The organism is Rhizobium sp. P2_G9, from assembly GCF_056403475.1.
Window position 1 is genome coordinate 26776 of the sequence record NZ_JBFUFK010000034.1, and the last position, 14467, is coordinate 41242.

Annotated in this window: 9 protein-coding genes and 2 pseudogenes; all 11 read right to left on the minus strand. The window is 61.2% G+C overall.

The genetic code is table 11. The features are described from left to right. Positions 1 to 19 precede the first annotated feature (19 nt). Positions 20 to 3646: a M10 family metallopeptidase C-terminal domain-containing protein gene (locus AC1DYF_RS25310; RefSeq protein ID WP_477879660.1), complete on the minus strand. Its 3627-nt coding sequence runs from the start codon at positions 3644 to 3646 to the stop codon at positions 20 to 22. 119 nt (positions 3647 to 3765) lie between these two features. Next, positions 3766 to 5517 carry a M10 family metallopeptidase gene (locus AC1DYF_RS25315; protein ID WP_477879661.1) on the minus strand — a complete coding sequence of 584 codons (1752 nt, stop codon included), beginning with the start codon at positions 5515 to 5517 and terminating at the stop codon, positions 3766 to 3768. 760 nt (positions 5518 to 6277) lie between these two features. Further along, a complete protein-coding gene (locus AC1DYF_RS25320) occupies positions 6278 to 7231 on the minus strand; it encodes a GlxA family transcriptional regulator (RefSeq protein ID WP_477879662.1) in 954 nt (317 codons plus the stop codon). Next, a complete protein-coding gene (locus AC1DYF_RS25325) occupies positions 7228 to 8235 on the minus strand; it encodes an SLAC1 anion channel family protein (RefSeq protein WP_477879663.1) in 1008 nt (335 codons plus the stop codon). The genes AC1DYF_RS25320 and AC1DYF_RS25325 overlap by 4 nt, the downstream gene beginning before the upstream one ends. A 230-nt stretch (positions 8236 to 8465) precedes the next feature. Then, a pseudogene (locus AC1DYF_RS25330) lies at positions 8466 to 8756 on the minus strand (EamA/RhaT family transporter); the annotation flags it as partial. A 29-nt stretch (positions 8757 to 8785) separates the two neighbouring features. Then, positions 8786 to 8953 (minus strand): annotated as a pseudogene (locus AC1DYF_RS25335) (epoxide hydrolase); the annotation flags it as partial. 6 nt (positions 8954 to 8959) lie between these two features. Further along, entirely contained in the window at positions 8960 to 10258 is a 1299-nt protein-coding gene (locus tag AC1DYF_RS25340) for an adenylate/guanylate cyclase domain-containing protein (protein WP_477879665.1), read from the minus strand. 275 nt (positions 10259 to 10533) lie between these two features. Further along, positions 10534 to 11385, minus strand: a complete 852-nt coding sequence (locus AC1DYF_RS25345) for an SDR family NAD(P)-dependent oxidoreductase (RefSeq protein ID WP_477879666.1) — start codon at positions 11383 to 11385, stop codon at positions 10534 to 10536. A gap of 188 nt (positions 11386 to 11573) precedes the next feature. Further along, a complete protein-coding gene (locus tag AC1DYF_RS25350; RefSeq protein ID WP_477879667.1) occupies positions 11574 to 12638 on the minus strand; it encodes an alpha/beta hydrolase family protein in 1065 nt (354 codons plus the stop codon). An 81-nt stretch (positions 12639 to 12719) separates the two neighbouring features. Further along, positions 12720 to 13097: a DUF1330 domain-containing protein gene (locus AC1DYF_RS25355; RefSeq protein ID WP_477879668.1), complete on the minus strand. Its 378-nt coding sequence runs from the start codon at positions 13095 to 13097 to the stop codon at positions 12720 to 12722. A 275-nt stretch (positions 13098 to 13372) separates the two neighbouring features. Continuing rightward, complete coding sequence (locus AC1DYF_RS25360) at positions 13373 to 14266, minus strand: LysR family transcriptional regulator (protein WP_477879669.1); 894 nt, start codon at positions 14264 to 14266, stop codon at positions 13373 to 13375. Positions 14267 to 14467: the final 201 nt, after the last annotated feature.

Below are 14467 nucleotides of genomic sequence, written 5' to 3' on the forward strand. Positions count from 1 at the left end.
AGGCTCCAGACACACACATCTACAGAATGAAAAAGCCATTGCCCACCGTCACGTCTTCGTGCAGGCGGATCGCAAAATCCTGTTTGCCGTCGCCGTTGATGTCCCCATAGATGAAAGTGTCGGTCGATGTATCGACATAGCGCAGTTCGCCGGCATGGTGGTCGAAGTTGTCGGTGCCGATGAAGGTGAACTTCTGGTCGCCACTCGCGTTGCTATTCGCATCGATCGCGTGAAGGTCGATCTTGTCGCGTTGCGCATGGGAAAAATCGAAGATCGTATCGGCGCTCTTCTTGGTGGCGCCGGTCTGGTCTGCAGCGAACAGGAAGTGATCGGCGCCGCCGCCGCCAGTGAGCTTGTCCTTGCCCGCTCCGCCCGTCAGCTTGTCATTGCCGTCGCCGCCATCGAGCGTGTCCTTGCCGCCGGCGCCGTCCAGCTTGTCCTTGTCGCCGCCGCCGTCCAGGCTGTTGGCATTGCCGTCACCCGTCAGGATATCGGCGAAACCTGAGCCGATGAGGTTTTCGATCGAGTCATAGGTATCGCCGGCGGCATCGCCGGTATTGCCGCCCGGCGCCGCCAGATTGGCCGTGACCCCTGCGGCCGCGGTCGAATAGGATGCCGTGTCCGTGCCGTCTCCGCCAGACAAGGCGTCGGCGCCGGCACCGCCGTTGAGCGTATCGCCGCCGCCAGCGCCGTCCAGGCCGTTGGCATTGCCGTCACCCGCCAGGCTATCGGCGAAAGCCGAGCCGATGAGGTTTTCGATCGAGTCATAGGTATCGCCGGCGGCGTCACCGGTATTGCCGGCCGGGGCGGCGAGATTTGCCGTAACCCCTTCGGCGGCTGTCGAATAGGACGCCGTGTCCGTGCCGTCTCCGCCAGACAAGGCGTCGGCGCCGGCACCGCCGTTGAGCGTATCGCCGCCGCCAGCGCCGTCCAGGCCGTTGGCATTGCCGTCACCGGTCAGGCTGTCGGCGAAGGCGGAGCCGATGAGGTTTTCGATCGAGTCATAGGTGTCGCCCGCGGCATCGCCGGTATTGCCGCCCGGGGTGGCCAGATTGGCCGTGACCCCGGCCCCCGCGGTTGCATAGGATGCGGTGTCCGTGCCGTCTCCGCCGAGCAAGGCATCGCCGCCGACGGCGCCGGTCAGGGTGTCATTGCCACCGCTGCCGTCCAGGACATTGGCATTGCCGTCACCGGTGAGGCTATCGGCGAAGGCGGAGCCGAGGAGGTTTTCGATCGAGTCATAGGTGTCACCGGCAGCATCGCCGGTATTGCCGCCCGGGGCGGCCAGATTGGCGGTGACCCCGGCGGCGGCTGTCGAATAGGACGCCGTGTCCATGCCGTCTCCGCCGGACAAGGCGTCGGCCCCGGCGCCGCCGATGAGGGTGTCATTGCCGCCGCTGCCATCCAGGCCGTTGGCATTGCCGTCACCGGTCAGGTTGTCGGCGAAGGCGGAGCCGATGAGGTTTTCGATCGAGTCATATGTGTCGCCAGCGGCGTCGCCGGTATTGCCGCCCGGGGCGGCCAGATTGGCCGTGACCCCCACGCCTGCAGTCGCATAGGAGGCGGTATCCGTGCCATCGCCCCCGGACAAGGCGTCGGCGCCGGCGCCACCTATGAGGGTGTCATTGCCGCCGCCGCCGGCCAGGCCGTTGGCATTGCCGTCACCCGTCAGGCTATCGGCGGAAGCCGAGCCGAGGAGGTTTTCGATCGAGTCATAGGTATCGCCGGCGGCATCGCCGGTATTGCCGCCCGGGGCGGCTAGGTTGGCCGTGACCCCTATACCCGCGTTCGCATAGGATGCGGTGTCGGTGCCGTCGCCCCCGATCAAGGCGTCGCCACCGGCGCCGCCCGTGAGGGTGTCATTGCCGCCGCTGCCGTCCAGGCCGTTGGCATTGCCGTCGCCCGTGAGGCTATCGGCGAGAGCCGAGCCGAGGAGGTTTTCGATCGAGGCATAGATGTCGCCGGCGGCATCACCGGTATTTTCGGCCGGGATGGCCAGATTGGCCGTGACCCCTGTGGTGGCGGTCCAATAGGATGCGGTATCGCTGCCATCTCCGCCGAACAAGGCGTCAGCGCCAGCACCGCCGGTCAGGGTGTCATTGCCGCCGCTGCCGTCCAGGCGGTTGGCATTGCCGTCACCCGTCAGGCTATCGGCGAAGGCGGAGCCGAGGAGGTTTTCGATCGAGTCATAGCTATCGCCGGCGGCATTACCGGTATTTTCGGCCGGGTTGGCCAGGTTGGCCGTCACCCCTGCACCGGCGGTCGAATAGGATGCGGTGTCGCTACCGCTTCCACCGGATAAGGCGTCGGCACCGGCGCCGCCGGTCAAGGTGTCATTGCCGCCGCCGCCATCCAGGCCGTTGGCATTGCCGTCGCCCGTCAGGCTGTCGGCATAACCTGAACCGATAAGGTTTTCGATCGAGTCATAGCTATCGCCCGCGGCGTCGCCGGTATTTTCGCCCGGAGCGGTCAGGTTTGCCGTGACCCCTGCGGCTGCGTTCGAATAGGATGCCGTGTCCGTGCCGTCTCCGCCGGACAAAGCGTCGCCACCAGCGCCGCCGGTCAGGATATTGTCGACATCGTTGCCGGTGATCGTGTCATTGCCCGACCCGCCAATGGCATTTTCAATCTCGGACGCCTGATTGTTCTGATATTCCAGAGCGTTGAAAATGCTGCCGCGCGCGAAATTTCCGTCACCGAGATAGGCGAGCTGGTCGCTGTCGAAGACCGACCATTTTCCTGGCCTCAGATCGATGCTGATGCCCGCCGTATAGGCGCTGAGATCATAGGTGTCGTTGCCGCCGCCGTCCCAGAGGGTGGCGAAAATCCGGTTGGCGCCCGGCGCGATCGCTATGCTGCCGTCGATGACCGTATTGCCGGAATCGGGTGTCCATTTATAGACGGTATCGCCCGAATTGGTCGTGTAGTCGGCGCCGTACATCGTCTGCAGCGCGGCAATGTCGAGCATCATATAGGTCTGCTCAAAGCCCCATTGCTCGTTTCTATATCCACCCGCCGTCGACGCGTTGTAATAGGACCGGTAGGACATGACGGAGAATTCTATCGTATCTTCGTCGAGCGGAACGACAACGCCCGACCCTCCGGTGTCATGGGGATGCTTAAGGCCCATTGCGTGGCCGATTTCATGCAAATGGGTAGCCCATGCATAATTTCCCGCCGTGGGAAAGCGATAGTCGTTCGTCGTTCCGTCATAGGCACTGCCGATCCAGACATCACCGTCGTCACTCGGGTCGGCGGTGACGAGATTGCCGGGAAAGTCGGCCACCCGCGACGTTGGCAATGTGCTGGACGTCGTTCCACCGAAGCGAATATGTGTGCCGCTGGTGGAATCGACTTCGCCACGGCTCTGGATATCAGCCAATGTGAAGCCGGCGATGGAAAAACCCGCCGCTGCGGAATTTTGGGAGCCATCCAAGGCAAACTCCGCCGCAGTCTCTTGCCCTGTGCTGAAAACGCGAAAGTTGGCCGGCAGGTCAGGCAGTGACGTATAGTTATAAGCCGCGTTGGTCTGCGAAAATGAATAATAGATAACGGCATCGGCCCATTTATGACCGACCAAAATCCCGTCGATGTACTGATCGCCGGTGGCGGTGACGACAGAGGTGGTTGTTCCAGTACCACTCATTGAACTCTCCCGAGGAAGATCTCATCTGCCACTGTCCAAGAGGGACATTTTATCGCTTTTGACCTGCCTGGGGAATGGAGCGTCGTAAAACAAAGGCTCAGCACCCCAGGACGACAAACCTACAGCACGAAATACCCCGCCGTCACCGTCACGTCCTCGTGCAGGCGGATGGCAAAATCCTGTTTGCCGTCGCCGTTGACGTCGCCGTAGATGTAAGTGTCGGTCGCGGTGTCGACATAGCGCAACTCGCCGGCATGGTGGTCGAAATTGCCGGCGCCGATGAAGGTGAAAGCCTGGTCGCCGCTGGCTTTGGTACTCGCATCGATCGCGTGAAGGTCGACCTTGTCGTGTTCGGCTTTGGAGAAATCGAAGATCGTATCGGCGCTCTTCTTGGTGTCGCCGGTCTGGTCTGCAGCGAACAGGAAGTGATCGGCGCCGCCGCCGCCATAGAGCTTGTCCCTGCCCGCTCCGCCCGTCAGCTTGTCATTGCCGTCGCCGCCATCGAGCGTGTCCTTGCCGCCGGCGCCGTCCAGCTTGTCCTTGTCGCCGCCGCCGTCCAGGCTGTTGGCATTGCCGTCACCCGTCAGGATATCGGCGAAGGCGGAGCCGATGAGGTTTTCGATCGAGTCGTAGGTGTCGCCCGCGGCGTCGCCGGTATTGCCGCCCGGCGCCGCCAGATTGGCCGTGACCCCCGCGCCCGCGGTCGAATAGGATGCGGTATCCGTGCCGTCTCCGCCGGACAAGGCGTCGGCGCCGCCGCCGCCGGTCAGCGTGTCATTGTCGCCGCCGCCGGCCAGGTCGTTGGCATTGCCGTCACCTGTGAGGCTATCGGCGGAAGCCGAGCCGATGAGGTTTTCGATCGAGTCATAGGTATCGCCTGCGGCGTCGCCGGTATTGCTGGCCGGCGTGGCCAGATTTGCGGTGACCCCCGCGGCGGCGTTCGAATAGGATGCGGTGTCCGAGCCGTCTCCGCCGATCAAGGCGTCGCCGCCGCCGCCGCCGGTCAGGACATTGTCGACATCGTTGCCGGTGATCGTGTCATTGCCCGACCCGCCGATGGCGTTTTCAATCTCCGAAGCTTGATTGCTCTGATATTCCAGCGCGTTGAAAATGCTCCCACGCGCGGTATGTCCGTCACCGAGACCGGCGAGCTGATCGCTGTCGAAGACCGACCATTTACCCGGCCGAAGATCGATGCTGATGGCCGATGTATAGGCGCTGAGATCATAGGTGTCGCTGCCGCCGCCGTCCCAGAGGGTGGCGAAAATCCGGTTGGCACCGGGCTCGATCACTATGGTGCCATCAATCACCGTATTGCCGGAATCGGGGGTCCACTTATAGACGGTATCGCCCGAATTGGTCGTGTAGTCAGCGCCGTACATCGTCTGCAGCGCAGCGATGTCGAGCATCATATAGGTCTGCGCGTGGCCCCATTCCTCGTTGTGCAAATTGCTTATATTCGCACCCTCATACGACCGATAGGACATGACGGTGAATTCCATACAGTCTTCGTCTGCTGGAACGGCACCGTAGACCGAGCTTTCCTGAGAGTGCTTGAGACCCATTGCGTGGCCGATTTCATGCAGATGGGTATACCATGCATAACCTCCCGCAACCGGCGTGCGATAGTCGTAAATCGTTCCATCCGTGGAGCTGCCGATCCAGATATCGCCGTCGTCGCTGGTGTCGGACGTGATGATGTTGCCGGGAAAGTCGGCCACCCGCGACGTCCCGAGCTGGCTGGATGTCGTTCCACCGAAGCGGATATTTGTGCCGCTGGTGGAATTGACGTCGCCACGGCTCTGGATATCGGCCAGCGTGAAGCCTTCGATGGAAAAACCCACCGCTGCGGCATTTTGCGAGCCATCCAAGGCAAACTCCGCCGCAGTCTCTTGCTGTGCGGTGAAAACGCGAAAGTTGGCCGGCAGGTCGGTCACGCTTGAATCAGTGTAACTATAGGCTGCGTTAGATGTTGAAAATGAATAATAAATAACGGAATCGGCCCATTTATGACCAACCAAAACTCCATCGATATACTGATCGCCGGTGGCGGTGACGACCGAAGAAGTTGTTCCAGTACCGCTCATCGTATTCCTCCTGAAGTAGAATTCATCCTCAACTCTTCAAGATACACCTTTTATCGCGTTTGACATGTATAGGGAATGGAAAGCATAGAGGAATCGGCAAGGTCTCGATGAAAGCTGTCGGGATCGAGGCGCGGAAGCGTCCGCGCGCATTGCTGCTGCTCGACACGGTGCGGGCGGCCAATGTCATCACCAAGGACCTCGCCGCGCTCCAGCGCTCCGTGACGAAAAACTTTTCACCCTGTCGCACATGCTGCGGCTGTCCTCGACCCTTGTCATGAAGACGGTGTTGCAGAACGGGCCGCTGCCGATTTGGACATGAAACGCCGCGGCATCTCCGCTTCTGATGCAGTCAGCGGATGAATCCCTGGCTTGCCAACGAAAGTCGGCTTAGAATTCCCCGCGCCGATGGGAGCCGCGCATGGATGAAGGCGAAAAGGCATTGCTGGTGCGGATTCGCGGCCGCGTGCAGGGCGTTGACCGCGAGCCGCTCGAATCCGACCGCGTGCCTGGCGATTTCCGCGTGCTGCGGTGATCCGACATAGCCTCAGCGCGAAAAGCTCTTGCGATAATGCGTGGGAGAGATCGAGAATTTGCGCAGGAAGGCGCGGCGCAGGGTGACGACATCGCCAAATCCGGATTGTTTCGCCACCGTCTTCATCGGAATCCTCGCATCTTCGGCCAGCCGGCGCGCCGCTTCCAGGCGAACCGACTCCACATATTGCGCCGGCGTCATCTGTACCTCCTGCTTGAACAGCCGCGCAAAATTGCGTTCGCTCATGCCGACACGTTCGGCAAGGGCCGGCACTGCCAGATCGGATTCGAGATGGTCGTTGATGAAATCCTGTGCCGCCTTGATCGACGTCTTTTGCGCGCTCTGGGCAATCAGATGCGTGCTGAACTGCGACTGGCCGCCGGGCCGCTTGAGAAAAACCACGAGTTCCCTGGCGACGGACAGCGCGATGTCAAGGCCGACATCCTTTTCCACCAAGGCCAGCGCCAGATCGATGCCAGCCGTGACGCCGGCTGACGTCCACACTTTTCCGTCCGTGGTGAAAATGCGGTTCGGTTCCAGTCTCACGGCAGGAAATCGGCGGGCGAATTCACCGGCTTGCGACCAATGTGTCGTGGCCCGCAAGCCGTCAAGTAATCCCGCCTCCCCCAGCACGAAGGCGCCTGAGCAGACCGAACCGACGCGCGGCGTCTCATCCGATACGGATTTCACCCATTGCAGGATGTCGTCCGGCACAGGGCGCTCCTGGATGAGGGGATCGCCGGCAATCAGCAGGGTATCAATTTCGCCCGCAGGTTCGTCGATCCCCCGATCGGCGATCAGCTGCACGCCGGACGATCCCCGCACCGGCCCGCGTTTGGCGCTGACGATCTCCAGCTGATAATAGCGCTGCCCCAGCTGGCGGTTTGCTTCGGCAAACACGTCGCTGGGGCCGATGACATCGAGAAGCTGAACACCTTGCATGGCCAGGATGGCGATCTTTCTCACTTGCCGCTCTCCAGACGGAACAGACGCCCCGTCAGTATGATCACCAGCGTGCGCGTGAACAAGACGGCAATCGCAATCGCCAGCGCGACAAAGATGGCAACCGCAAGGCCCTGCAGCAACGGACTGCCGACGGCTGACGAATAGCGGAAGCTGGCAATGGAAAAGGCGGCGAGCGGGAAGCCTATGGCCCACCAGTTGACGCCAAACGCTATGCCGGACCGGAAGATTTTCGGCACCAAGACCAAGAGCAGGAAGAGCGCGAAATAGTAGAGCGAGGCGGCGACCATATCCACCTGTCGGGTCAGATTGGTATAGGCCAGAAAGCCGACGGCGAACGGAGCGATCAGGATGAGCAGGGACGGCCGCATCATCATCGGGATCGCCTCGTGGTGCCGCAACCGACCGAAGATCAACACGACCAGAACGCCGGCGATCACCGACCCGACGGCAAAGGCGAGCAGGTTGACTTCGTGCGCCCAGGCAAGGGGCATGGCCGACCCCGTCACGGCAATATCGAGCGTGGCGACACCCGGGATGAGCAGAGCCGGCAGCGTGTCCTCGCCCCGGTGCTGCCGGCCGAGGAAGCGCTGCATGACCGCATAGGCGGTGACAAAGGTCAACAGCGTCCCGATCGTCCAGACCGTCTGGGCGACGATGGTGCTGTACGGCCGCAGGAACGACGACAGCAGCAGGATGCCGATGGCGATCGTGGCGAAGAAGTTGTTCTGCACGGGGTGATCATATTCGGCCAGGATAGCACCCGGATGCAGCGCAAGCTTGGCGAGATAGCCGGTCGCAAGCGCGATGAAAACGGCGACGGCAACCCAGCCGATCGCCTCCCCCACAGCCGCCTCGACGATACCGAGCTTCGCCGCCTCCCTCCACGCCAGGCTCAGTCCGGCAAGCCCCATCACGGAGGCGAAGAGATTGATCGGCAGGAGCCTGATCGTATGCTTGGGTTTGGACACAAACCTGGTGTCATCAGTCAAAACCATCTCGGACATTGCAAAACTCCATTTAGGCAAATGATATGCCTTCAATGTAGTGCAATGCCGGTTTGGCGGATAATGTATAGCGAATACATATTCTGCCAAAATGTGGCTGGTGACGGCCGCGGAGGTCGTCACGCCTGTCGGCGGGCTTGTTTGCGTCCGGCGCAAACTGCCGAGACCACTCGACCGGTTCCGGCCAATCCGGACACGAGGTCGAGACGACGAGGACCGCAGCGACACATTTAATTATGGGCGGGCACTGCGCCGCCCGATCGAAACTGTCTTTCGTAGAAAATGCGGACTGACAGGACCACCCCAATGAGCAGGATCACGATCCCTGCTACTTCCATTACTGTCGGCCACCGACCATGAACGACAAGGCCCCCGATGACTCCAAAGGCGGTTTCCGACACGATCAATTGCGCGGCCAGCGCGACCGGCAGACTTCGCGACGCGACATTCCACGCCCACACCCCGCCTACGGTCGCCAGAAGTGCGAAGGATGTACCCCAAAGATAGAGCGAGCTTCGCGCCTGCCTTTAGATTCTCCCAGTAGACGCGTCGGCTTTTGCGAGAAGCCAAAACCGGAAATGGACGGGATGACCAGATGGAAGGCGTCCTCGGCCTTGCCGCCGTGGTTGGTGGAATCCGTCAACGGACCGATGACACCCAGCAGTTCGAAGATCAAACCTGGCCAGCGATGGGTCATGATCAGAGGCAACGCATTCTCAAACCATCAGCCTGCCACCGCGCGCGCCGCAAAAATCTGCCACGTCCCTGGAACACCCCGCAATTCCGCTTCGCCGCGGGGGTCGAACGCGATGCCCGATCCGACGACGAGGTCCTTGACGGTCTGCGAGGCAATGATCTCGTTGGCTCCGGCCAAGCCGAGAAGACGTGAGGCGAGGTGAACGGCAATTCCGCTCAGGTCGTCCTCGCGCCGCTCGCATTCGCCGGTATGCAGTGCCGTGCGAATGGCGATGCCGATCTTGCCTGCCTGTTTCAGGATGGCGTCGGCACATTGGATCGCCTTTGTCGGCCCCTGGAAGGCCGCCAGGAAGCCGTCGCCTGTCGTATTGACTTCGACGCCGTTGAAGCGGCGCAATTCCATGCGGACAAGCTCGTCGTGACGGCGCAGCAGATCGCGCCAACGCTGGTCGCCCAGTTCCGCCGCCATGGATGTCGAGCCGACGATATCGGTGAACAGCACCGTCAGGAGCACGCGTTCCGATGCGGGCAGCGGGCGCATTCCGGTCAGGAACTCCTCGATCTCGTCGACGGTGCGGTCCACGCCCTCGCCCCAGATGACATGGTCGTTGCCGGGTTGCTCGACAAATTTCGCGCCGGCAATGCCATCGGCAACCAGGCGGCCTTCCTCGACCTTGAGCCATCGATCGCCGGTGCGATGCAGAACCAGCGTCGGAACGTGGATGGAGCCCAGGATGTCGCGCACGTCGATCTCGGTATTCCAGCGCCAGAGCGCGATCGCGTCCTGCGGTGAAGCCGAATTGCGCAGATAGGCAGCGAACCATTCGTTCACCTGCCTGTCACCTACGAGGGTCGGCGCGGCGTTGCTGAGGTCGAAGGCATTGCCCCAGTCGCGCGCGATCATCGCCAGTTCCTCCTCCACCTGCTCGGCGGTCTTGGCCCAGGGATAGTCCTCGGCCCACAGGCCCCTGGCGAAAGAGCCATAGAGGACCAGCCCCGCGGTGCGCTCCGGAAAGGTCGCGGCAAACAGCATGCACATGCTGCTGCCCTCCGACGTGCCCATCAGAACCGCACGCCGCGAGCCCGCCGCATCCATGACCGCCTGCACGTCCTGCATGCGTTGCTCAAGCGTCGGAAAACCGACATTGCGATCCGAAAGCCCGGTCCCGCGCTTGTCGAACAGGATGACCCGCGCAAAACCCGACAGGCGCTCAAACATGCGCGCCCAACGCGGATTTTCCCAGGTGTGATCAAAATTCGAAACCCAGCCTGGAACATAGACGATGTCGATGGGGCCATCGCCCACGACCTGATAGGCAATGTTCAATTCGCCACTGCGAGCATAGCGGGTGCTTGGGCGCATGCCGGAGCATAGCATCGATCGTGAGTGATGGGAACGACGGCGGCTTGCTTCGCCAGGGGAACGGCCGGATGTCCATGCGTGCTGCGCTCCGACCCGCGCCGACGCGACTGGTCAGCTCCGTCGCCTGACGACAGGTGTCCCGTCGGCGAGGGCGACGTGGGCGTACGGTGTCTGCGCGTCGGTCATGAACTCGCGGGGTTCGCAGGACGACGACTGGAAGCCATTCTTGCAATTGGCGCTCAGTTGCCCGTGGCGGCAACGTCGTCGAAATCCAGCGATGTCGAGAGCTGTCGATGGGCGTCGATCTGTTTCTGAAGCGTCGCGATCTTTTGTTCGGCGGTGCCGATGGCATCTGCGCCTGCGATGAAGCGGGTTGGCAGTTCGCGCAGATCGGTAAGCTTCAGCAAAGCCCGGGCAAGCTTGGCGGGGTCGCCGGATTGCTTACCGTTGTAGGACTTCCAGAATCCCAACTGCTGCGACCGCTGCTCGGCATAGTCCTCGATCGCAGGGGCCGCGTAGTTGGTGGACTCTTCGGTGAGGAGTTCCGTCCGGAAGAAGCCCGGATTGACGATCATGGTCTGGATGCCGAATGGCGCGACCTCGGCCCCAACCGACTCCATCCATCCTTCAAGCGCGAACTTGGAGGCCGCATAGGCACTCCCGAACTCGAAGCCGCCGAATCCGGCACTCGACGAAATCGAGATGATCTTGCCCGACCGCTGCTTTCGCATCACTGGCAGCACGGCACGCGTAACGTTCATAGGGCCATTGAAACTGGTGGCCAGCTGCAGATTCATCTGGGCAGGCGTCAGTTCTTCGAAATAGCCCGCGTAGAAGCTGGCGGCATTGTTGACCAGCACATCGATGCGGCCGAAGCGGGCCACTGCCAATTTTGCCGCGAGCGCGGCATCCTCAGGCTCGTTCACATCCAGTTTGACGACAAGCAACTCTGCCGCGTCGCCGATGGCGCTGGATACTTTGTCGGGATTGCGCCCGGTCGCCACCACCTTGTGACCGGCTGCCAGCGCGGCCTTTGCGAATTCAAGTCCCATGCCGCGCCCGGCACCTGTGATCATCCATACGTTGCTCATATTCACATTCCTTCGTTGTGTGACGACAAGATAAGACAGGTGCGGCGTGCTGATTAGGCGCTATTATCTGCATGTACTTAGAAAGGGCATTTCTAAATTGGCGCCTTGCCGTAAACGCCCGACAGCGTCTCCTCGCCGCCGGGCGGCGTTCCAATATGGCTATCTTGGAGACAGCGCCGATCGAGCCATCAGACGGCGTTGATATGCGTGCCAAACCAATCGAGCACGAGCTGCGGGTTCTGACCGAAGTAGTTGTATCCCTGGAAGCGCTGATCGGTTCCCTCGATCCAGAACAGCTTCTTGTCCTTCGACGAGATCGTGTCGTAGATTTCCTGGACATTGGATGGCTTGGTCAGGAAGTCGTCGCGGACTTGGGCGACGAGCGTCGGTACGGTGACCGCCCTGGCATATTCCATCGGCCAGACGTCGGCGAGATGAAAGCCGGTCCGCTTGTGGAACGCGGTGTCGAAGCGTTCGAGGCCGTTCTCGATCTTCTGGTTCTCGACCGCGGTCTGGACGAACACACTCGGCGAGACGGGCTGCAGTGCGATCAACGCCTTGATGTGCTTGAACTCTTCCGGGTGCTTCTCCATGCCGACGATGGTCGCGTTGGCACCGAGGCAGCGGCTGTAGAGAACCGTTTTCATGTCCTTGGTGTCGGGTCTGGATTTGGCGTAGCGCATCGAGCCGACGACGTCGCGATATTCCAGGACCCCGTGGCCATTGACGCCGCCGCTTCCCGTGCCGCTGCGGCCATGGTTGCGCATGTCGTAGGCGATGATGTTATAGCCGGCATCGTGCAGGATCTTGTATTCCGGCAGGAAGTTCACCTCGAAGCCGCCGAAATTCGTCCAAGGCTCGAGGTGGCCGGGATATCCGTAGCGATTGCAGGGCATGGGATGATTGCAGATGATCAGGCGATCTGAATCGGCGGGGATGAGCCAGCCTTCGATCGTCACACCATCCATCGCCGGGAAGAAGATTTCCTCGAACTCCATGCCGTATTCATGCGGCCATCGCAGGATGGGAGTGCGGGTCGAGTGCGCCATCAGGTCGGCCATGCCGTTGATGAACTCTTCTGATTTCGTATCGGTCATGGTTGCTGTCACTTTCACGTCTGCGGCCTGGGCGCTTGCGGTGGCGGCGGCCATGATGGGAAGGGTGGTGAGTGCCGCGCCGGCTTTCAAAAGCTGCCGACGGCTGGTGGACGCTACGCCATCTGGGTGAAGCGGCGTGTCATTCTGGTTGCCCATTTCAGGCTCCTTCCTGATGAGATGGATGTTTGACAGAAAATGGCGGCGGCGCTCGGGATCAGGTGCCGCCTCGCTTGCCCGTCACTGCTTGGGCGGGACAAAGCCCTCGGTGATCACAACCGAACCTTCGGTCGAAGCGATGCGGAACTTGCGCGCCGCCGTGTATTCGGGAGAGTTGTAGAAGCGCTGGGCGTCCGCCACGCTCGGGAACTCGGCGATGGCCATGACGGACTGCGGCTTGCCTTCGACTGCAGTCGCATTCAGGTTGAAGACGATGATCTTTCCGCCGAATTTCGGAGCCAGCGGGCCAGCTTCTTCCATGTATTTCTGAAAGCCGGCCTGATCCTTGATCGTGTAGTTGGCGATCATATAGCCGGGTACCTGTGCATCCTGCGCGTGGCCAGTCGAGCCGGCGGCAATCGCGATAACGCTCGCTGCGCATATGATGAGTTTCTTCATGGTCGTGTCCTCTTCCGTCGATTGGCCACGTTTCTCCGTTGCCACGATCGAAGGGATCGCGGCTTTTGGGAAAACCGTTGGTGTGATGTGAAAACTGGCGGTTCGTCCGTCCGGCTTTCATGAAGACGAATATAGCCGGGACCGATCCATGCGATTAGACGGCATAATCTGCATGAAGCTAGAAATCAGAGAGATAAATCCGCGTTATTGTTCCAGGTGCTCGTCGCGAGAAGAGCTTGTCCTGGCGTACGACAAGATGGCGCGGCGCGGAGCCACTATCCCTTATGGCGAAGCGCTTCGAGCAGGACGGCGAACGCGGGCGTGTGCTGGCGTCTGCTCGGATAGTAGAGATGGTAGCCCGCAAAAGCAGGACACCAATCCTCCAGGACGCGCACGAGGCGTCCTGCCGCGATATGCTGGGAGACCTGACTTTCGAACATGCACGCCAGTGCCAGCCCGTCGAGCGCAGCAGCTTCCAACATCTCTCCGTCGTTTAGAATGAGCGGACCATTGACCCTGACTTCCAACTCGACGCCGTCCCGCTCAAATTCCCAGGCAAAAAGACCCCCGCTCGTGGTCTGCCGATAGCTGGCGCAGCGATGGTCGCCAAGGTCGCGCGGGGTTTCCGGTGCCTTATTCTTGGCGAAATAGGAGGGCGAGCCCACGATTGCCATCCGCATATCCGGGCCGACCTTCACTGCCACCATGTCTTTCTGGACTTGCTCGCCAAGGCGGATGCCGGCATCGAACCGACCTGCCACGATATCGGTCAGTCCTTCTTCCAGGTTGATCTCGACCGAGATGTCCGGGTATTCCAGAAGGAGCTTGGACAGGACAGGCCAGAGCACGGTTTTGGCCGCATGCCGGAATGTGGTGATGCGGATCGTTCCGGCGGGTTTATCATGAAGCGCCGTAAGCGCGGCGAGTTCGCTGTCTATATGGTCGAACGCAGGTCTGAGGCCATTCAACAACCTTTCCCCGGCATCGGTCAGCGACAGGCTTCGCGTCGTCCGCGAGAGCAGTCGGACTTTCAGGCGCTCCTCGAGCATGCGGACTGCGTAGCTCAGGGCGGACTGGGACAGCCCCAGCTTGGCTGCGGCGCGGGTAAAACTACCTTCCTCGGCGACGGCGATAAAAACCGCCAGGTCGCTAAAGTCGCCTTTCCTCATTTATCAATCCCATTGCTAAATCCAGACCGATAATAGAGATGGCAACGTCATGTGGCAAATTCCACAGGGCCGGTTGTGCGGTTCTGGTTTGGTCTCTTTTTGGCCGGCGCGGCGCGGACATCGCCCTAATCCGGCCTGGTCGTAGGCGCTGTGTCGATCATTTGACGCGCATCTGGCCAAATGTCGACGCCGAGCAATTGC